Below are 20,014 nucleotides of genomic sequence, written 5' to 3'. Positions count from 1 at the left end.
GGTGATCTGATTGACAAAGGTATTGGTGACTGGGGCGGGAGGACAGCTTGGCTTGGAACTATGCCGCCAGCTGAAGCAAGCCGGATATGAGGTCATTGCGTTAACAAAGAAGATGATGAACATTGCTGACCAGCGCTCAGTACGGCATTCGTTTGGCCATTATCAGCCGGATATCGTGGTCAATAGCGCCGCGTTTACGTCGGTTGATCAATGCGAGAAAGAGCTTGATAAAGCGTACTTGATTAACGGAATCGGCGCTTATTATACAGCGCTTGAGTCAACCCGCATCGGAGCTCACTATGTTCATATCAGCACGGACTATGTATTCAATGGGAAAGGAACCCAGCCATATAGGGAAGACGATCCCCTCGATCCGAAAACCATTTATGGAAAAAGCAAAAGGCTCGGAGAAGAACTGATACGATTAACGACAAAAGACAGCACGATCATCAGAACATCGTGGGTGTACGGACATGGCGGCAGTAATTTCGTTGAAACCATGCTGAAGCTTGCTGAAACGAAACAAGAGCTTCGGGTTGTCAGCGATCAAATTGGTTCGCCGACTTATACGAAGGATTTAGCAGAAGCGGTCATCAAGCTGTTCAGCCATCCGCCGGGCATCTATCATGTCAGCAATTCAGGCATATGCAGCTGGTATGAGTTTGCGACGGCAATTATGGAAGAAAGCGGGCTGGAAACAGCCATTTTGCCTGTAACGACAGAGGAATACGGGAACAAAACGCCCCGTCCGGCTTACTCTGTGCTGAGCCATCGGGCCATTGAAGAAGCCGGCATCCGTCCCCGCCACTGGCGGGAAGCGTTACGGGAGTATTTGCAGGAAAGGAGCAGTGCGTGTGATTGATGGAGTCAAGGTAAAAAAATTGACGAAGCATAGCGATGACAGAGGCTTTTTTGCTGAGCTGGTCCGGGACGATGAGAATCTCCTTGAGCATTTTGGGCAGGCCTCTTGGTCGAAAAGCTATCCGGGTGTGATTAAGGCATTTCATTATCATGAGAAGCAGGATGATCTCTGGTTCTTCCCAACCGGCCACGCTCAGGTTGTCCTATACGATCTTCGAGAGGATTCAAAGACAAAAGGAGAAACGGACGTCTATTATATGGGCGAAGACAACCCGATGCTGTTATTAATCCCAAAAGGGGTGGCTCACGGATACAGAGTGCTGGGAGAGACGCCGCTGACAATTATCTATTTTACCACCATGTCGTATAACCTGGATCAGCCTGATGAAAAAAGAATTCCGTGGAATGATGAGACGATCGGTTTTAACTGGAACACTGAATTCAGATAAAAATAGGAACGTGATCAATCGAAGAGCAGAGGCATCTTCGACTTTTTTTTGTCCTTTTTTAAAATAGGATAAAAGATAGGAAATGTCAGGCGGATGTTACTAGAAAAAGAGAGAGAAATCGTCCATTTGAACCTTGTATAAACAGGAAGGAATTCTCATTGAATTCCAAGTGTTAATATTCCTTAAAAAGCATTTACTTCCATGGAAAATGATGATAGATTAATTTTTAAGAAAAAGAAACTGGTAATTCGCGAATTACGAAAAAGCGCTTTTTCTGCAGAGGACGCTCTGGCCAAATTTCAACAATCAAATAGGGGGAAATGTCATGTTAAAAAGAACTTCATTCGTATCTTCATTATTCATCAGTTCAGCTGTCTTACTATCAATCTTACTTCCTTCGGGCCAAGCTCATGCACAGTCTGCATCAATCGAGGCAAAAACAATTAACAGCACGAAAGAGTGGACCACTTCTGATATTGAAGTGACATATAAACCAAATGCGGTGCTTTCTCTCGGAGCGGTAGAATTTCAATTTCCTGACGGGTTTCATGCTACGACAAGAGATTCAGTGAATGGAAGAACACTGAAAGAAACACAGATTTTAAACGATGGAAAAACAGTCAGACTCCCGCTTACACTTGATTTGTTAGGCGCATCCGAATTTGACCTCGTCATGGTGCGCAAAACCCTTCCGCGCGCAGGCACTTACACGATTAAAGGCGATGTAGTAAACGGTTTGGGAATCGGTAGTTTAAATGCTGAAACGCAGCTTGTGATTGACCCTCGTTAATAAATAGATTTTTAATCAGAGACTGAGATGTTTTCAGTCTCTTTTTTGTTGATTAAAAAAGCTGGTACGGATCTTGCATGATGATAAGGGTGAATCCAATGCAGAAAGGAATTGGCGGGCTGACTTTTTAAAGCGCTTACATTACAGCCGGTCAAAAAAACAATGAGGTGAAAAAGATGTCAGCAAAGCAAGTCTCGAAAGATGAAGAAAAAGAAGCTCTTAACTTATTTCTGTCTACCCAAACAATCATTAAGGAAGCCCTTCGGAAGCTGGGTTATCCGGGAGATATGTATGAACTCATGAAAGAGCCGCAGAGAATGCTCACTGTCCGCATTCCGGTCAAAATGGACAATGGGAGCGTCAAAGTGTTCACAGGCTACCGGTCACAGCACAATGATGCTGTCGGTCCGACAAAGGGGGGCGTTCGCTTCCATCCAGAAGTTAATGAAGAGGAAGTAAAGGCATTATCCATTTGGATGACACTCAAATGCGGGATTGCCAATCTTCCTTACGGCGGCGGGAAGGGCGGTATTATTTGTGATCCGCGGACAATGTCATTTGGAGAACTGGAAAGGCTGAGCAGGGGGTATGTCCGTGCTATCAGCCAGATCGTCGGTCCGACAAAGGATATTCCAGCTCCAGATGTATACACCAATTCGCAGATTATGGCGTGGATGATGGATGAGTACAGCCGACTGCGAGAATTCGATTCTCCGGGCTTTATTACAGGTAAACCGCTTGTTTTGGGAGGATCGCAAGGACGGGAAACGGCGACGGCACAGGGCGTCACGATTTGTATTGAAGAGGCGGTGAAGAAAAAAGGGATTAAGCTGCAAAACGCGCGCATCATCATACAGGGCTTTGGAAACGCGGGTAGCTTCCTGGCCAAATTCATGCACGATGCGGGCGCGAAGGTGATCGGGATTTCTGATGCCAATGGCGGGCTCTACAACCCAGACGGCCTTGATATCCCTTATTTGCTCGATAAACGGGATAGCTTCGGTATGGTCACCAACTTATTTACTGACGTCATCACAAATGAGGAGCTGCTTGAAAAGGATTGCGATATTTTAGTGCCTGCCGCGATCTCCAATCAAATCACAGCCAAAAACGCACATAACATTCAGGCGTCAATTGTTGTCGAAGCGGCGAACGGCCCGACAACCATTGATGCCACTAAGATCCTGAATGAAAGAGGCGTGCTGCTTGTGCCGGATATCCTGGCGAGTGCCGGCGGCGTCACGGTTTCTTATTTTGAATGGGTGCAAAACAACCAAGGATATTATTGGTCGGAAGAAGAGGTTGCAGAAAAACTGAGAAGCGTCATGGTCAGCTCGTTCGAAACAATTTATCAGACAGCGGCAACGCATAAAGTGGATATGCGTTTGGCGGCTTACATGACAGGCATCAGAAAATCGGCAGAAGCATCGCGATTCCGCGGATGGGTCTAATTTGAGAAGCCTCCGCAAAATAATTTTGCATTTGTTTTTGCCTAAAGAGCAAAAATCGCAAAATAAATTTGCGTTCAAGATCGGAAATAGTGAAAGATGATCACCTGTTAGACAAATTTCTGTTCGCTTCAACAAGTTTTTTCAGCAAAAGACAAGAAAATGGCATGATTCTTGCATTTTTATTCATATGCGAATATATATTTCATAACACGAGGGGGACTACATATGACAGTCACATACGCGCACGAACCATTTACCGATTTTACGGAAGCAAAGAATAAAACTGCATTTGGGGAGTCATTGGCCTTTGTAAACACTCAGCTCGGCAAGCATTATCCGCTTGTCATAAATGGAGAAAAAATTGAAACGGACCGCAAAATCATTTCCATTAACCCGGCAAATAAAGAAGAGATCATTGGGTACGCGTCTACAGCGGATCAAGAGCTTGCTGAAAAAGCGATGCAAGCCGCATTGCAGGCATTTGATTCCTGGAAAAAACAAAGACCGGAGCACCGCGCGAATATCCTCTTTAAGGCAGCGGCTATTTTGCGCAGAAGAAAGCATGAATTTTCAAGCTATCTTGTGAAGGAAGCGGGAAAACCGTGGAAGGAAGCAGATGCGGACACGGCTGAAGCGATAGACTTTTTAGAGTTCTATGCGCGACAAATGTTAAAGCTCAAGGAAGGGGCTCCGGTGAAGAGCCGTGCAGGCGAGTTCAATCAATATCATTATGAAGCGCTTGGCGTCGGCATCGTCATTTCTCCATTTAACTTCCCGCTCGCGATTATGGCGGGAACAGCGGCGGCAGCCATTGTGACAGGAAATACGATTCTCTTAAAACCGGCTGACGCAGCCCCGGTAGTGGCAGCAAAATTTGTCGAGGTCATGGAGGAAGCGGGTCTGCCAAACGGCGTTCTGAATTACATTCCGGGAGATGGAGCGGAGATCGGTGATTTCTTAGTTGAGCATCCGAAGACACGGTTTGTCTCATTTACAGGTTCCCGTGCAGTCGGCTGCCGGATTTATGAGCGAGCTGCCAAAGTGCAGCCGGGCCAAAAATGGCTCAAACGGGTAATTGCAGAAATGGGCGGAAAAGACACAGTGCTTGTCGACAAGGACGCTGATCTTGACCTTGCTGCATCCTCTATCGTGTACTCAGCATTTGGATATTCAGGACAGAAGTGTTCTGCGGGCTCCCGCGCGGTCATTCATCAGGATGTGTATGATGAAGTGGTGGAAAAAGCTGTGGCGCTGACCAAAACGCTGACTGTCGGCAATCCAGAAGATCCTGATACGTATATGGGTCCCGTGATTCATGAAGCATCCTACAACAAAGTGATGAAATACATTGAAATAGGCAAATCTGAAGGCAAGCTATTGGCCGGTGGAGAAGGCGATGATTCAAAAGGCTATTTTATTCAGCCGACGATCTTTGCAGATGTTGATGAAAACGCCCGCTTGATGCAGGAAGAAATTTTCGGCCCGGTTGTTGCGATTTGCAAAGCGCGTGATTTCGATCATATGCTGGAGATTGCCAATAACACGGAATACGGATTAACAGGTGCGCTTCTGACGAAAAACCGTGCGCACATTGAACGGGCGCGCGAGGATTTCCTTGTCGGAAACCTATATTTTAACAGAGGATGTACCGGAGCAATTGTCGGCTATCAGCCGTTCGGCGGTTTTAATATGTCAGGAACAGACTCAAAAGCAGGCGGTCCCGATTACTTAATTCTTCATATGCAAGCCAAAACAACGTCCGAAGCTTTTTGATTTGAGAGAAATAAAATCGTGCGATTCTTTAGCGGATCGCACGATTTCAACTTTTTGATCAGGAGGACAATTTATGCAGTATACAAAAATCAGTCACATGAATCCGGCTGAAAGAGTGGAGGCGCTGACAGCATCTCTGGTCAGCCTCAGCAGCGTGAACGGCACCGTTGGAGAAGGGACAAAAGCAGATTTCATCAAAGAAGTGATCACGAGCTATCCATATTTTCAGGAAAACCCCAGTCATGTGTGGGAACAGGCCATTCCTAATGACCCATACAATCGCAAAAATATTTTTGCGTTTATTAAAGGACATGGAGAAAGCCGTAATACAGTCATTTACCATGCCCATCTGGATACAGTTGGAATTGAAGATTTCGGCCCTTTAAAGGATATCGCTTTTGATTGTGAGAAATTGGCCGAGTATTTCAGCCGCTATGAGTTCGATCAGGATGTTCAGCGGGATGCCGAATCAGGCGATTGGATGTTCGGAAGAGGATCTGTCGATATGCAAAGCGGCATCGCCGTGCATTTAGCCAATCTCCTGCATTTTTCGGAGAACCTTGAGACGTTGCCGGGAAATGTATTGTTTATGGCCAATCCCGATGAGGAGAGCCAGCATTCGGGCATTCTCGCCAGCATTTCAGAGCTGAACCGGCTAAAAAAAGAAAAACAGCTTCACTATTTGGCTGCTATTAATACGGATTTTATTACCCCGCTTTACGATGGTGATCAGACAAGATATATCTATACCGGAGCCGCGGGAAAACTGCTGCCTTGCTTTTACATTTACGGGCGTGAAGTCCATGTTGGCGATACACTGGCAGGAATTGACCCAAATTTCATTTCATCTGAAATCACAAGCCGTCTCCACAATAACATCCATCTGGCAGAAAAGGTTGAAGGGGAGTTGGTTCTGCCACCATCCTGTTTGTATCAGCGTGATAACAAGGAATCCTATAATGTGCAAACGGCTGTCAGCACCAGCTTGTATTTCAATTGTTTTATTTATGAAAGAACAGCAAAAGAAATGATGGATTTGCTTATTGAAGTCACTGAGGAAGCATGCCGAGAGACAGAACAAAAATTATCAGATTATTATGAAGAATATGTAAAAAGAGCCAACCTGCCAAAGAAACATTTATCATGGGACATTCAAGTGTATAGCCTGGAGCAATACTTAGAAAAGCTGAGAAACCGGGGGATAGATCCCGAGCAGTGTATCGAGCAGACATTCAAAGCCAACGAGCACCTTGAACTTCGCATGAGATGCTTTCAGGCAATCGAAGAGCTTCAAAAGCTTGACCCCGATCAAGGCGCAAAAGTCATTCTATTTTACGCACCTCCTTACCTGCCGCATAACTATTTGAAAGAAGATAGCGCAAGAGATCAGCTTTTGCAGCATGTGATTAAAGAAGCGGCTGACAAAACCGCTGAATCGACAGGCGAAACATTTGTCTTCAAAAAGTTTTTCCCCTACTTGGCAGACGGCAGTTTTTTATCACTGCACGAAACCGATGGCGAAATTGATTCTTTTATCAGGAACTTTCCTGGGTGGAATATGATTGGGACCATTCCGTTCAAAGACATACGCAAGCTGAATATTCCATCCATTAATATGGGTGTGTACGGAAAAGACGGCCATAAATGGACAGAACGAGTCTATAAACCGTACACATTTCATGTATTGCCTCTCCTCATACAGCAAACCACCGTTCACCTTTTGCAGAGCTACCGGATGACCATCACGGCAAAAGAACCAAAGGGGGAAGGATGATGCAGAATCATAAAAATGAATTGCAGCGCAGCATGAAAAGCAGGCATTTGTTTATGATTGCTTTGGGAGGGGTGATTGGCACTGGGCTGTTTCTAGGCTCTGGCTTTACCATTAGCCAGGCGGGACCGCTCGGCGCCATTGCCGCGTATATCATCGGCGGATTTTTAATGTATCTCGTCATGCTTTGTTTAGGAGAATTGGCTGTTGCCATGCCGGTGGCTGGATCGTTTCAGGCCTACGCCACTAAATTTCTGGGACCGTCGACAGGCTTTATGATTGGCTGGCTGTATTGGTTCAGCTGGGCGAATACAGTGGGGTTAGAGCTGACGTCAGCAGGCATTTTGATGCAAAGGTGGCTGCCCTCCGTTCCGATCTGGATATGGTGCCTCGTGTTCGGCATCGTCATCTTTTTGATTAATGCGCTCTCTGTCAGAAGCTTTGCAGAAATGGAATTTTGGTTTTCAAGCATCAAAGTGGCGGCGATCATCTTATTTATCGTGATTGGCGGAGCCGCTGTGTTTGGCTTGATTGACTTTAAAGGCGGACAGGAGACACCCTTTTTGTCTAACTTTATGACTGACAGGGGACTTTTCCCTAATGGGGTGCTGGCCGTTATGTTTACGCTGGTCATGGTGAACTTCTCGTTCCAGGGAACGGAGCTTGTCGGCATTGCGGCAGGGGAAAGTGAAAGCCCGGAAAAAACACTGCCAAAGTCCATTCGAAATGTCATTTGGCGCACGCTGTTTTTCTTTGTGCTCGCTATGTTCGTCTTGGTTGCCATCCTTCCGTACAAAACGGCGGGGGTGATTGAAAGCCCGTTTGTAGCGGTACTCGATCAAATCGGCATCCCATTTTCGGCAGATATCATGAACTTTGTCATCTTAACGGCCATTTTATCTGTTGCTAATTCGGGATTGTATGCGGCGTCGCGCATGATGTGGTCACTTTCATCAAATCAAATGGGTCCCTCCTTTCTCACCAGACTGACAAAAAAAGGCGTGCCGATGAATGCCCTGCTGATTACGTTAGGCATTTCAGGCTGTTCGCTGCTGACCAGTGTCATGGCCGCAGAAACAGTGTATTTATGGTGTATCTCAATCTCGGGCATGGTGACAGTTGTCGCGTGGATGTCCATTTGTGCGTCGCAATTTTTCTTTCGCAGACGTTTCCTTGCTGAAGGCGGAAATGTGAATGATCTGGAGTTCAGAACGCCGCTTTATCCGCTAGTCCCGATTCTCGGATTTTGTTTATATGGCTGCGTGTTGGTCAGCCTTATTTTCATTCCGGATCAAAGAATTGGCTTGTACTGCGGTGTGCCGATCATTATTTTCTGCTATGCATACTATCATCTAAGCATCAAAAAGCGTATAAATCATGAACCGATTGAAAAAAAGCAGACAGAGGCGCAATAGAAAAAGCTCTCCGGGAGGCCGGGGAGCTTTTTTTACGCGTTACATCCTCATGTATTTTTAGAATGAAATATAGAAATATATAATGGGATTTAAATGAAAATAATAAAACTTATAAATATTTCGTTCGAATTGTAAATAGAGAAAAAACAATGCTAAACTATAATACAACTTTATGATAAGAAGATTATGGAAGAGGTGTTTGAGAAAGAATGAACAGCAATCAAAACAATGACATCAAAACAAAACATCATTTTCCGTTATTGTTGGCATTGGCTTTAACGATGGGGGTATTTGCAGCCGGATCTGAAGAGCTTGTGATCTCACCGCTGCTGCCGGATTTAGCAAAAGCCTTCAGCTCAGATGTCAGTGTCCTTGCATTATCTATCAGTATTTACGGCATTATGATTTTTATCGGTGCGCCGCTTTTGGTTCCATTAGGCGATAAATACTCCAGAGAACTGAGTTTATTGGCCGGGCTTATAATCTTTATCATAGGAACGGTGATATGCGCTTTGGCTCAAAATATTTTTTTCTTCTTTTTAGGCCGGGCGCTTTCGGGATTGGCTGCGGGTGCGTTTGTTCCGACCGCTTACGCAGTTGTCGGTGATCGTGTTCCTTATACATACCGGGGCAAGGTGATGGGACTGATCGTTTCAAGCTGGTCGCTGGCGCTGATTTTCGGAGTGCCGCTCGGATCATTTATCGGCGGAGTCCTGCATTGGAGATGGACGTTTTGGATTTTCGCCTTGATGGGCGTTTTCGTCGTCCTGCTGATTCTCCTTGAAATGCGCCGTCATGCCCAGCATCAAACAAGCGGCGAGGAAGAAAAAGAAGAGCCGGCAGGAACATTCCGGGATGCGCTGAAAGTTCCGCGTGTACCTGTTTATATCACGATAACCTTTTGTAATATGATTGGATTTTACGGTATGTATTCCTTTTTAGGCACCTATCTTCAGGACGTTTTTACCGGAGGAAACACAGCTGCGGGCTTATTTATCATGATTTATGGAATCGGGTTTTCCATGAGTGTGATTACAGGAAAGATAGCCGACCGCATCGGAAAAATGCGCTCCCTTTTGATTGCGTTGGGGGTCATCAGCGTTCTGCTGGCGTGTTTACCATATGCGCCGGCGTCTATGTTTCTGTTAATCGCCAGCCTATTTATTTGGGGATTAATGCAAAGTTTGACGGTGACGCTGCTCAGCACCATTTTGAGTGACTGCTCAGAGCGTCATCGCGGAAAAGTCATGGTGTTTTACAGCCTCGCCTCGAATCTGGCCGTGACATTAGGTTCTGCTTTAATGGGACCCGTATATGTAGCATACGGCTATGCAGCTGTCGGATTGATTTGCGCCGCCATCACAGTCCTCGGATTTGTGCTCAGTGTATTCGCATATAAAAAGTACGGCAAACTTGAGCAGAAGGCCGATCAGTCCTTATCTCAATAAACAAAGTTTCTAAATTCCTATAATTAAAAACCCTTTTTAAAGGGTTTTTTTGTTTGTATGGGAATAATTATCAATATTTTCAAAAAACATTGACAGTTCAATTTCCGCTGGATAAAATTTACTTAAAATTTTAAAAGATTGGTTGGTGCTCATGATTATATTGGATAATAGCATTCAGACAAAAAAAAGAACTGATTCACTATCCAAACTCATTACAGTCAACACGCTCGGCCCTGAGGGGACAAGCAGTGAGTACGCAGCAAAGCATTTCATTTCCAATTTTACTCTTCTACAAGGGCTGAACAGTAAATTGTCCTTGCATGATACTTTTGAATCATGCATCGAAAGGACGCTCCAAAGCCCACTGGAATATACCATCGTCCCACATGCTTACGATGGCATTAAGCATTTCTACATGAGGCCGGATTTGCAGCTATTGCAGATCTTCAGGTGCGACACACCGATGTACGGCCTGGCTGTTCGTCCTGATTTTGAATTCAGAGACGATATGCTTGATACATCTGTTATTGTTTCACATCCTTCACCTATTAATTTAATCAAATATTTTACCCGCAAAGATGTTCGTTTCAAACTAGTCAATTCAACCAGTCAAGCCGCAAGAAAAGTAAAAGAAGGCTTGTATGACATTGCCTTAACTAATGAGCTCGCACGGCAAAAGTACGGGCTAACCTTTGTAAAAACATTCAAAAGTATTCCAATGAGCTGGTCATTATTTGGAAAAGGAGACGTTGATGATGAAAACTAAAGAAGATATGCAGGAGCTTTATTTCCCGACACCGAAATTAATTGAATGGGAAAACGGAGTGAGGCAGTATTCAACCGTACGAGGGGATACTGAAGTATTAATGTCTTACGTCCCGCCGCATACCAATGTTGAACCCCATCAGCATAAGGAGGTCCAAATCGGCATGGTCGTTTCTGGCGAGCTGATGATGACTGTCGGAGATGTGACAAGAAAAATGACAGCCTTGGAATCTGCCTATATCGCGCCGCCGCATGTGCCTCACGGGGCAAGAAACGACACAGACCAAGAAGTGATTGCTATTGATATCAAGCGGCTGAAAGCTGATGAAACATATACAAGTCCTGAGGACTACTTTTTGGATATTTTCAAAACAAGAGACCTGCTGCCGGGCATGGAAGTCACGTTCTTTGTTGAGGATTGGGTAGAAATTATGCTTGCCAAAATCCCTGGAAATGGCGGAGAAATGCCTTTCCATAAACATCGGAATGAACAAATCGGCATCTGCATCGGCGGCGGCTATGACATGACGGTCGAAGGCTGCACAGTCGAGATGAAATTCGGCACAGCCTATTTCTGTGAGCCTCGTGAAGATCACGGTGCCATCAACCGTTCGGAAAAAGAATCAAAATCGATTAATATCTTCTTCCCGCCGCGCTACAACAGAGCAAAAGCAAAAAAAATGAAGGCGGATGAATGATCATGAACCTCACCGATAAAACCGTCCTCATAACAGGAGGCGCATCAGGCATTGGTTATGCTGCGGTTCAGGCTTTTTTGGGCCAGCAGGCCAATGTGGTTGTGGCGGATATTGATGAAGCGCAGGGAGAAGCAATGGTACGAAAAGAAAATAATGACAGGTTGCACTTTGTGCAAACGGACATCACAGACGAAGCTGCCTGCCAGCACGCAGTTGAATCGGCGGTTCATACATTTGGCGGACTCGATGTCTTGATTAATAATGCAGGCATCGAAATCGTGGCGCCCATTCACGAGATGGAGCTCAGCGATTGGAACAAGGTGCTGCAAGTCAATTTGACCGGCATGTTTTTAATGAGCAAACATGCACTCAAGCATATGCTGGCCGCCGGCAAGGGCAACATCATTAATACGTGCTCTGTCGGCGGACTCGTGGCATGGCCTGATATTCCTGCCTATAACGCCAGCAAAGGCGGGGTTTTGCAGCTGACTAAATCAATGGCCGTTGATTATGCGAAGCATCACATTCGCGTGAACTGCGTATGCCCGGGGATCATCGACACACCGCTGAATGAAAAATCATTCCTTGAAAATAACGAAGGCACACTTGAAGAGATCAAAAAAGAAAAGGCGAAGGTAAATCCGCTGCTGAGGCTTGGGAAACCTGAAGAAATCGCAAACGTGATGCTGTTTTTAGCCTCGGATTTATCAAGCTATATGACCGGAAGCGCCATCACCGCAGACGGAGGATACACCGCACAATAGAGAAGGAGTGTTTTACATATGGAGAGAAAAACAGTATTGGTCATCGCTGATCTTGGAGGCTGCCCGCCGCACATGTTTTATAAAAGCGCTGCTGAAAAATATAACCTGGTCAGCTTTATTCCAAGACCTTTTGCAATTACAGCCTCCCATGCAGCATTGATTGAAAAATACTCGGTCGCGGTCATAAAAGATAAAGACTATTTTAAGAGTTTAGCTGATTTTGAGCATCCTGACTCCATTTATTGGGCGCATGAGGATCATAACAAGCCTGAGGAAGAGGTCGTCGAGCAAATCGTCAAGGTTGCCGAAATGTTCGGGGCGGATGCCATCACAACAAACAATGAATTATTCATTGCTCCGATGGCGAAAGCCTGTGAACGTCTGGGCTTGAGAGGTGCCGGCGTGCAGGCAGCCGAAAATGCCAGAGATAAAAATAAAATGAGGGACGCTTTTAATAAGGCCGGAGTCAAATCGATCAAAAACAAACGAGTCACAACTCTCGAAGATTTCCGTGCTGCTCTTGAAGAGATCGGCACACCTCTTATCTTAAAGCCTACATACTTAGCGAGTTCAATCGGTGTAACGCTGATTACGGACACTGAGACGGCAGAAGATGAATTTAACAGAGTCAATGACTATCTGAAATCAATTAACGTGCCAAAGGCGGTTACGTTTGAAGCGCCGTTTATCGCTGAAGAATTTTTACAGGGTGAGTACGGAGACTGGTATCAAACAGAAGGGTACTCCGACTATATCAGTATAGAAGGCATCATGGCTGACGGTGAGTATTTCCCGATCGCCATTCATGATAAAACGCCGCAAATCGGGTTTACAGAGACATCCCACATTACGCCGTCCATTCTGGATGAAGAGGCAAAAAAGAAAATTGTCGAAGCTGCCAAAAAGGCAAATGAAGGGCTTGGCCTGCAAAATTGCGCAACACATACAGAGATCAAGCTAATGAAAAACAGAGAACCGGGTTTAATAGAATCAGCAGCCAGATTTGCCGGCTGGAATATGATCCCTAACATTAAAAAGGTTTTCGGCCTTGATATGGCGCAATTATTATTAGATGTCCTCTGTTTCGGAAAAGACGCCGATCTGCCTGACGGATTATTGGATCAAGAGCCTTACTATGTCGCCGACTGCCATTTGTACCCGCAGCATTTCAAACAAAATGGCCAGATTCCAGAAACTGCTGAGGATTTGGTCATTGAGGCAATCGATATTCCGGACGGACTTTTAAAAGGGGATACTGAAATCGTTTCTTTTTCGGCCGCAGCACCAGGCACTTCAGTTGATTTGACATTGTTTGAAGCTTTCAATTCCATTGCTGCATTTGAACTGAAAGGCAGTAATTCACAGGATGTGGCTGAATCAATCAGACAAATTCAGCAGCATGCGAAGCTGACGGCAAAGTATGTGCTGCCAGTATGAAACAGCTGAAACCCAACTCTAAATACTTGCTTTACGGGCAGGCGCTATCGTTCATGGGAGACTATTGTGTTCTCCCTGCCCTGCTCATTTTGTCTACATATTATCACGATTATTGGGTGACGTCCGGGGTCATCGTGGTCAGAAGCATTCCGATGGTGTTTCAGCCGTTTTTGGGGGTACTGGTCGACCGGTTAGACAGAATTAAGATCATGCTGTGGACGGATATCATCAGAGGCATCATCTTTTTGGGGCTCACATTTCTTCCAAAAGGCGAGTATCCGCTGATTTTTCTGGCCCTGCTGTTTATTTCTTATGGAAGCGGCGTGTTTTTTAATCCCGCCCGTCTCGCTGTCATGTCGTCCTTGGAATCAGATATTAAAAGCATCAACACGTTATTTGCAAAAGCGACAACCATCTCCATTATCGTCGGGGCGGCTGCCGGAGGGCTCTTTCTGTTAGGCGGATCTGTAGAGCTGGCTGTTGCCTTTAACGGTGTGACATACCTGGTTTCGGCATTTTTTATCAGCCGTATCAAGCTGAAATTTGTGCCGATTCAATCTGAAAACATTAAAGAGGCCTTTCAGTCTTTTAAGGAAGGACTCAAGGAAATCAAAACCAATGCGTTCGTATTAAACGCCATGTTTACGATGATTACAATGGCTTTGCTGTGGGGAGTTGTGTACAGCTATTTTCCGATTGTCAGCCGCTTTCTGGGTGACGGGGAAATCGGCAACTTTATTCTCACGTTCTGCATCGGCTTCGGCGGCTTTATCGGAGCGGCGCTTGTCAGCAAATGGGGCTTTAACAACAATAGAGGCCTTACGTACTTTACCGTTTTATCCATTGTCTCACTGGCGCTGTTTTTATTCACGCCGATTTTCGCTGTTTCTGTCATCGCGGCGATCCTCTTTTTCATCGCGATGGAATACGGGGAAGTGCTTGCAAAAGTGAAGGTTCAGGAAAATGCGGCAAACCAGATTCAAGGGCGCATTTTTTCAGTGGCCGAAGCGTCTATCGGATTATGCATTTCTATTGGTTCAATGTTCATTAACGTCCTAAGCGCTTCGGTCATTATGGGGCTGATTGTCGTGATCGTATGCGGTTTGTTTCTGCATACGAAGCTCGTCAACAAATCATTTTTGGAACGGGATAACAAAACGGAGCAAAAAGGAGTCTTTTAGATGGAAATAACACCGTCCGATGTCATCAAGACACTTCCAAGGCAGGAGTTTTCTCTCGTTTTTCAAAAGGTAAAGGAATTGGAAAAAACGGGGGCCCATATCATTAATCTCGGACAGGGGAACCCTGACCTTCCCACTCCGCCGCATATTGTGGAGGCTTTGCGGGAGGCGTCTTTGAATCCTTCGTTTCATGGATACGGCCCTTTCAGGGGCTATCCTTTTTTGAAGGAAGCAATCGCTGCTTTCTATAAAAGAGAATACGGCGTGACAATCAATCCTGAAACGGAGGTCGCGCTTTTCGGAGGCGGGAAAGCCGGTTTGTATGTGCTGACACAATGCCTGCTCAATCCGGGAGACATCGCTTTAGTCCCGAATCCAGGCTACCCTGAATATTTATCAGGGATTACGATGGCGCGAGCTGAGCTTTACGAAATGCCGCTGTATGAAGAAAATGGCTATCTGCCGGATTTTGAAAAGATTGATCCAGCCGTGCTGGATAAAGCGAAGCTTATGTTTTTAAACTATCCGAACAACCCCACTGGAGCTGTGGCTGATGCGGCTTTTTATGCAAGAGCTGCTGCTTTTGCAAAAGAGCATCATATCCATTTGATTCATGATTTTGCATACGGAGCGTTTGAATTCGATCAAAAACCGGCCAGCTTTCTTGAGGCAGAGGATGCCAAAATTGTCGGAGCAGAGCTTTATTCATTTTCGAAAACATTTAACATGGCCGGCTGGAGAATGGCGTTTGCGGTTGGGAACGAAAAGATCATTCAGGCCGTCAATGAATTTCAGGACCATGTATTTGTCGGCATGTTCGGCGGGCTGCAGCAGGCAGCGAGTGCGGCGCTTTCTGGAGATCCGGAGCATACGGAATCGTTGAAACGAATTTATAAGGAACGAATTGACTTTTTTACGGCGCTTTGCGAAAAGGAACTGGGCTGGAAGATGGAAAAGCCAAAAGGAACCTTTTACGTATGGGCTGAAATTCCGAATACGTTTGAGACATCTCACCAATTTTCCGATTACTTGCTGGAGAATGCCCATGTCGTAGTCACACCGGGCGAAATTTTTGGAAGCAACGGAAAAAGGCATGTCAGAATCTCAATGGTGTCGAAGCAGGAGGATCTGCGGGAATTTGTCACGCGGATTCAAAAGCTGAACCTGCCGTTCGGGTCATTACAAGAAACATCCCGCTAAAAAGCGGGATGTTTTTATATGCTTTTCATGCTGCCGCCGTCAGCGGAAATTTGCTGCCCCGTGATGTAGGAGGCTTCCTCAGAGGCAAGAAACGCGGCGAGCGCTGCGGTTTCTTCGGCTGATCCGACCCGTTTCATCGGAATCCCGGAAGCAATCTGTTCCTCTGCTTTCTGTTTGGATATGCTGTTCTTTTTCATCACATTTTCCACAAATTGATGATAACGGTCTGTAGCGATAAAACCGGGATTCAGACAGTTGACAGTAATGTTGTGAGGAGCAAGCTGGGTGGAAATATTTTTACTGGCGTTAATTAAAGCAGCATTCATCATACTGTTTGTGAACATGTTGGCGCCGGGTTCTTTCCACAGATTTCCGACAATGTTGATGATTCTGCCAAACTCGTTTTGTTTCATCAGTGAGGAAGCACGCTTGATTGCGTCAATATAGGCAACGGTCTTTTGAGTGAACGTGGCCGTCATATCCTCTATATTGCAGTTATCAAATGTGTCAGGCGCGCCGCCCGGGATATTATTAATCAGAACATCAAGCCGTCCGCATTGAGATTCGATTTCCTGAAAAATGGCCGCTCTCGTATGCCGGTCAGACATATCCCCCGCAAGGACAATGACGCTCGCCTCAGGATGCTTGGCCAAAATGTCTTCTTTGACAGATTCAATATTATCCAAATTTCGCGAATTAATGACGAGGGAAAAATGCTGGTCTGCTAATTTCAGAGCGATTGCTTTCCCGATCCCTTGACTGGCTCCCATAACAAATGCGGTTCGTTTTGACAAATAACTGCACCCCTTTGAAAAAATTGGATTATTATCTACATCGTAAGAAAAAACGAAGAAAATAGCAAATTTTATTTAAATTCTGATAAAGGCAGATTGAAAAACTCCCGCCGGGTAGGGCGGGAGAGGATATTATACATATAGGAATTGAGGAAGTGTATCAAGCGAAAGGTGATTGCCGACAAAGAATGAACCAAATTCGCCATAGCGAGCGCTGACTTCGTCAAAACGCATTTCATACACAAGCTTCTTGAATTGAAGGACATCATCGCTGAATAATGTAACGCCCCACTCGTAATCGTCAAAGCCGACAGAGCCGGTGATGATCTGTTTGACTTTGCCCGCATAGCTGCGGCCGATTAAACCGTGGCTTCTCATCAAGTTTCTGCGTTCCTCCATTGAAAGCATATACCAGTTGTCATTGCCGGATCTTCTTTTATCCATTGGATAGAAGCATACATATTTTGATTCCGGCAGTTCAGGGTAAAGGCGAGCGCGCACATGCGGATTTTCATAAGGATCGCCGTCACCGCTTGCCAAGTAGTTGCTCAGCTCTACCACTGATACGTAGGAGTATGCCGGAATGGTGAACTCAGCAAGTCTTGATTTGTTGAATTCAAGCTCAATTTGATTTAATTCTTCCATTGTAGGACGAAGGATCATCAGCATAAAATCAGCTTTTTGGCCGACGATGCTGTAAAGAGTTTGCGATCCTTTTCCTTCTTTTTGGGCTGCGCCCCATTTTTCAAGCAACCCGGTGAATTCATGTATGATAGATTGGCGCTCATCACTGGACAGAAGCTTCCAGGAAGCCCAATCCATTGTGCGGAAATCATGAAGCGCATACCAGCCGTCAAGCGTTTTTGCCGCTTCATTCGTCATTTGCTGTTCACTCATTTATCTTCACTCCCATTATCTTTTCATGATTGCCTTCACTATACCATAGTTTATCCGATTCTACTGTGGAGAAACCTTGAACATCCCTTCTGTATAACTCCATCAAAATAGAAGAACCTATAAAGGAAGATTGAGTCACTTAAATTAGTTAGAAAAATAAGATTTTTTTATGAAAGCGCTATAATGAAAGTTGGCTGTTTGAATTTGATTGGAAGAAGAGTATGCTAGTAAAAGAAAGCGTTTTTGTAACTTTTTGAGGAGGTTTTATTGTGGCAGATTTATTTTCAACAGTGCAAGAAAAAGTAGCTGGAAAAGACGTTAAAATTGTATTTCCTGAAGGCTTAGACGAGCGTATTTTAGAAGCGGTCAGCAAGCTTGCAGGAAACAAAGTGCTGAATCCGATTGTGATCGGCAATGAAAATGAGATCCAAGCAAAAGCAAAAGAATTGAACCTTACGCTGGACGGCGTTAAGATTTATGATCCTCATACATATGAAGGCATGGAAGACCTTGTACAAGCATTCGTAGAACGCCGCAAAGGCAAAGCGACAGAAGAACAGGCCCGTAAAGCATTATTAGATGAGAACTACTTCGGTACAATGCTGGTGTACAAAGGCCTTGCACAAGGACTTGTAAGCGGAGCGGCTCATTCAACAGCCGACACTGTCCGCCCGGCTCTTCAAATCATCAAAACAAAAGAAGGCGTGAAAAAGACTTCCGGCGTCTTCATCATGGCTCGCGGAGAAGAGCAATACGTATTCGCAGATTGCGCGATCAACATTGCGCCTGACAGCCAAGATCTTGCCGAGATTGCGATCGAAAGTGCCAATACGGCAAAAATGTTCGACATTGAGCCTCGCGTGGCAATGCTCAGCTTCTCTACAAAAGGCTCAGCAAAATCTGATGAAACAGAAAAAGTAGCGGATGCAGTGAAAATCGCGAAAGAAAAAGCGCCTGAACTGACACTTGACGGCGAATTCCAATTTGATGCTGCATTTGTTCCATCTGTAGCTGAGAAAAAAGCGCCGGATTCCGAAATCAAAGGGGACGCTAACGTATTCGTATTCCCAAGCCTTGAAGCAGGAAACATCGGCTATAAAATCGCTCAGCGTTTGGGCAACTTTGAAGCGGTAGGACCAATCCTGCAAGGTTTAAATATGCCTGTAAACGACCTTTCAAGAGGATGTAACGCTGAAGATGTTTACAATCTCGCATTAATTACAGCGGCGCAAGCACTGTAATAAAAATGAAGACGATGGCAGCTCTCGACCGAGGGCTGCCTTTTTTGCGCTTCCGTATAGCCTTCTTTACCAAGATGGATGATATGAGTACAATAAAGAAAACTAATCATAACCATATATTTCATTAATGACAGGGGTGGGGTTTTTGTATTACGACGTGCTGAAAACGTTTATAGCGGTGGTAGAAGAAAAAAACTTCACAAAAGCGGCAGAAAAGCTGATGATCTCCCAGCCCAGCGTCAGTCTGCATATCAAAAATCTTGAGAAAGAATTTCAAACGGCTCTTCTGAACAGGTCGCCAAAACACTTTACGACAACGCCGACAGGAGACATTTTATATCAAAGAGCAAAGCAAATGGTGTTTCTCTACGAACAAGCCAAGGCTGAAATCTATGCGCATCATCACTATGTGAAGGGCGAATTGAAAATAGCTGCAAGCTTTACAATCGGTGAGTATATTCTTCCGCCGCTATTGGCCCAGCTGCAAAAGCTGTATCCAGAGCTGAATCTAGATGTCATGATTGGCAATACAGAGGAGGTAAGCGAGCGTGTGCGGATGCTTCAGGCTGATATCGGGCTGATTGAAGGACATACAAACGAGAATGAGCTGGAAATTGAACCGTTCATGGAGGATGAAATGTGCATTGCCGCTCCAAATCAGCATCCGCTGGCCGGGCGGAAAGAGATTTCGATCAGCGATTTGCAGAACGAAGCGTGGGTGACAAGAGAGAAAGGCTCCGGGACGAGAGAATATCTTGATCATGTACTCAGTTCAAATGGACTTCGGCCGAAATCAATGTTCACCATCAGCAGCAATCAAGGTGTAAAGGAAGCGGTGATTAACGGCATGGGACTTTCGGTTCTATCCAGAAGCGTACTGCATAAGGATTTGATCCACCGCGAAATCTCAATTCTGCATATTAAAGATTTCTCGTTAAAGCGCAAGCTGTCTTACATTCATTCTCCTCTCATGGAGAATACAAAAAATAAAGAAATTTTTATTACGATGCTGAAAAGCAATTATCAATCACAGCTGCTGAAATGATATAATAGTTTTCGTTCAATAAGCCTAACATGAA

18 protein-coding genes are annotated in these 20,014 nt (G+C 45.2%); 16 read left to right on the top strand and 2 right to left on the bottom strand.

Translation table 11 applies throughout. The annotated features are described in order from the left end of the window. Positions 1 to 10 precede the first annotated feature (10 nt). The 14 genes from rfbD (at position 11) to bacF (ending at position 16,003) form a co-directional block, all read left to right on the top strand. A complete protein-coding gene (rfbD, locus tag NYE53_RS19130; RefSeq protein ID WP_339246244.1) occupies positions 11 to 862 on the top strand; it encodes a dTDP-4-dehydrorhamnose reductase in 852 nt (283 codons plus the stop codon). Further along, on the top strand, positions 855 to 1,310 hold the full coding sequence (locus tag NYE53_RS19125) for a dTDP-4-dehydrorhamnose 3,5-epimerase family protein (RefSeq protein ID WP_339246243.1): 456 nt from the start codon (positions 855 to 857) through the stop codon (positions 1,308 to 1,310). Before rfbD ends, NYE53_RS19125 begins: the two co-directional genes overlap by 8 nt. 325 nt (positions 1,311 to 1,635) lie before the next feature. After that, positions 1,636 to 2,100 carry a biofilm surface layer hydrophobin BslB gene (bslB, locus tag NYE53_RS19120; protein ID WP_014478326.1) on the top strand — a complete coding sequence of 155 codons (465 nt, stop codon included), beginning with the start codon at positions 1,636 to 1,638 and terminating at the stop codon, positions 2,098 to 2,100. A 176-nt stretch (positions 2,101 to 2,276) separates the two neighbouring features. Next, positions 2,277 to 3,551 (top strand): glutamate dehydrogenase, encoded by a 1,275-nt coding sequence (rocG, locus tag NYE53_RS19115; protein WP_003227482.1) that lies wholly within the window; start codon positions 2,277 to 2,279, stop codon positions 3,549 to 3,551. Between the two features lie 225 nt (positions 3,552 to 3,776). After that, on the top strand, positions 3,777 to 5,324 hold the full coding sequence (gene pruA / locus NYE53_RS19110) for an L-glutamate gamma-semialdehyde dehydrogenase (RefSeq protein WP_339246241.1): 1,548 nt from the start codon (positions 3,777 to 3,779) through the stop codon (positions 5,322 to 5,324). Positions 5,325 to 5,397: 73 nt separating this feature from the next. Continuing rightward, on the top strand, positions 5,398 to 7,098 hold the full coding sequence (locus tag NYE53_RS19105; protein WP_339246239.1) for a M20/M25/M40 family metallo-hydrolase: 1,701 nt from the start codon (positions 5,398 to 5,400) through the stop codon (positions 7,096 to 7,098). After that, complete coding sequence (locus NYE53_RS19100) at positions 7,098 to 8,510, top strand: amino acid permease (protein ID WP_251187548.1); 1,413 nt, start codon at positions 7,098 to 7,100, stop codon at positions 8,508 to 8,510. The genes NYE53_RS19105 and NYE53_RS19100 overlap by 1 nt, the downstream gene beginning before the upstream one ends. Before the next feature lie 209 nt (positions 8,511 to 8,719). Continuing rightward, positions 8,720 to 9,958, top strand: coding sequence for an MFS transporter (locus tag NYE53_RS19095; RefSeq protein WP_339246236.1), 1,239 nt, complete (start codon positions 8,720 to 8,722; stop codon positions 9,956 to 9,958). A gap of 151 nt (positions 9,959 to 10,109) precedes the next feature. Next, a complete protein-coding gene (gene bacA / locus NYE53_RS19090) occupies positions 10,110 to 10,724 on the top strand; it encodes a prephenate decarboxylase (protein ID WP_009968341.1) in 615 nt (204 codons plus the stop codon). Then, positions 10,714 to 11,421: a 3-((4R)-4-hydroxycyclohexa-1,5-dien-1-yl)-2-oxopropanoate isomerase gene (gene bacB / locus NYE53_RS19085; RefSeq protein WP_003244300.1), complete on the top strand. Its 708-nt coding sequence runs from the start codon at positions 10,714 to 10,716 to the stop codon at positions 11,419 to 11,421. Before bacA ends, bacB begins: the two co-directional genes overlap by 11 nt. Before the next feature lie 2 nt (positions 11,422 to 11,423). Continuing rightward, complete coding sequence (gene bacC / locus NYE53_RS19080) at positions 11,424 to 12,185, top strand: dihydroanticapsin 7-dehydrogenase (RefSeq protein ID WP_064671827.1); 762 nt, start codon at positions 11,424 to 11,426, stop codon at positions 12,183 to 12,185. An 18-nt stretch (positions 12,186 to 12,203) separates the two neighbouring features. Continuing rightward, on the top strand, positions 12,204 to 13,622 hold the full coding sequence (gene bacD, locus NYE53_RS19075; protein WP_003242921.1) for an alanine--anticapsin ligase: 1,419 nt from the start codon (positions 12,204 to 12,206) through the stop codon (positions 13,620 to 13,622). Continuing rightward, positions 13,619 to 14,803, top strand: coding sequence for a bacilysin exporter BacE (gene bacE / locus NYE53_RS19070; RefSeq protein WP_339246233.1), 1,185 nt, complete (start codon positions 13,619 to 13,621; stop codon positions 14,801 to 14,803). Before bacD ends, bacE begins: the two co-directional genes overlap by 4 nt. Next, positions 14,804 to 16,003: a transaminase BacF gene (gene bacF, locus NYE53_RS19065; protein ID WP_327828353.1), complete on the top strand. Its 1,200-nt coding sequence runs from the start codon at positions 14,804 to 14,806 to the stop codon at positions 16,001 to 16,003. Positions 16,004 to 16,017: 14 nt separating this feature from the next. On the opposite strand, the gene bacG is transcribed toward bacF, so the two are convergent. Together bacG and hemQ are read right to left on the bottom strand one after the other, a co-directional pair. After that, complete coding sequence (bacG, locus tag NYE53_RS19060; RefSeq protein ID WP_339246230.1) at positions 16,018 to 16,797, bottom strand: NADPH-dependent reductase BacG; 780 nt, start codon at positions 16,795 to 16,797, stop codon at positions 16,018 to 16,020. Positions 16,798 to 16,929: 132 nt separating this feature from the next. Continuing rightward, positions 16,930 to 17,694, bottom strand: a complete 765-nt coding sequence (gene hemQ / locus NYE53_RS19055) for a hydrogen peroxide-dependent heme synthase (RefSeq protein ID WP_038429806.1) — start codon at positions 17,692 to 17,694, stop codon at positions 16,930 to 16,932. A 269-nt stretch (positions 17,695 to 17,963) separates the two neighbouring features. Here hemQ and pta point away from each other — a divergent pair, with 269 nt between their 5' ends. Together pta and cysL are read left to right on the top strand one after the other, a co-directional pair. Then, entirely contained in the window at positions 17,964 to 18,935 is a 972-nt protein-coding gene (gene pta / locus NYE53_RS19050; RefSeq protein ID WP_339246227.1) for a phosphate acetyltransferase, read from the top strand. 145 nt (positions 18,936 to 19,080) lie between these two features. After that, entirely contained in the window at positions 19,081 to 19,980 is a 900-nt protein-coding gene (gene cysL, locus NYE53_RS19045) for a cysJI operon transcriptional regulator CysL (protein WP_014481233.1), read from the top strand. Positions 19,981 to 20,014 lie beyond the last annotated feature (34 nt).

It is taken from the genome of Bacillus sp. FSL R5-0523 (assembly GCF_037975295.1).
GTDB lineage: Bacteria > Bacillota > Bacilli > Bacillales > Bacillaceae > Bacillus > Bacillus subtilis.
Note: the sequence above shows the minus strand (reverse complement) of the source record. Positions and strands in the feature narration are given on the sequence as shown.

Coding starts and splice junctions, on each gene's coding strand:
- bslB (WP_014478326.1), top strand. CDS start 1,636: ATGTTAAAAAGAACTTCATTCGTATCTTCATTATTCATCAGTTCAGCT.
- rocG (WP_003227482.1), top strand. CDS start 2,277: ATGTCAGCAAAGCAAGTCTCGAAAGATGAAGAAAAAGAAGCTCTTAAC.
- pruA (WP_339246241.1), top strand. CDS start 3,777: ATGACAGTCACATACGCGCACGAACCATTTACCGATTTTACGGAAGCA.
- NYE53_RS19105 (WP_339246239.1), top strand. CDS start 5,398: ATGCAGTATACAAAAATCAGTCACATGAATCCGGCTGAAAGAGTGGAG.
- NYE53_RS19100 (WP_251187548.1), top strand. CDS start 7,098: ATGCAGAATCATAAAAATGAATTGCAGCGCAGCATGAAAAGCAGGCAT.
- NYE53_RS19095 (WP_339246236.1), top strand. CDS start 8,720: ATGAACAGCAATCAAAACAATGACATCAAAACAAAACATCATTTTCCG.
- bacA (WP_009968341.1), top strand. CDS start 10,110: ATGATTATATTGGATAATAGCATTCAGACAAAAAAAAGAACTGATTCA.
- bacB (WP_003244300.1), top strand. CDS start 10,714: ATGAAAACTAAAGAAGATATGCAGGAGCTTTATTTCCCGACACCGAAA.
- bacC (WP_064671827.1), top strand. CDS start 11,424: ATGAACCTCACCGATAAAACCGTCCTCATAACAGGAGGCGCATCAGGC.
- bacD (WP_003242921.1), top strand. CDS start 12,204: ATGGAGAGAAAAACAGTATTGGTCATCGCTGATCTTGGAGGCTGCCCG.
- bacE (WP_339246233.1), top strand. CDS start 13,619: ATGAAACAGCTGAAACCCAACTCTAAATACTTGCTTTACGGGCAGGCG.
- bacF (WP_327828353.1), top strand. CDS start 14,804: ATGGAAATAACACCGTCCGATGTCATCAAGACACTTCCAAGGCAGGAG.
- hemQ (WP_038429806.1), bottom strand. CDS start 17,694: ATGAGTGAACAGCAAATGACGAATGAAGCGGCAAAAACGCTTGACGGC.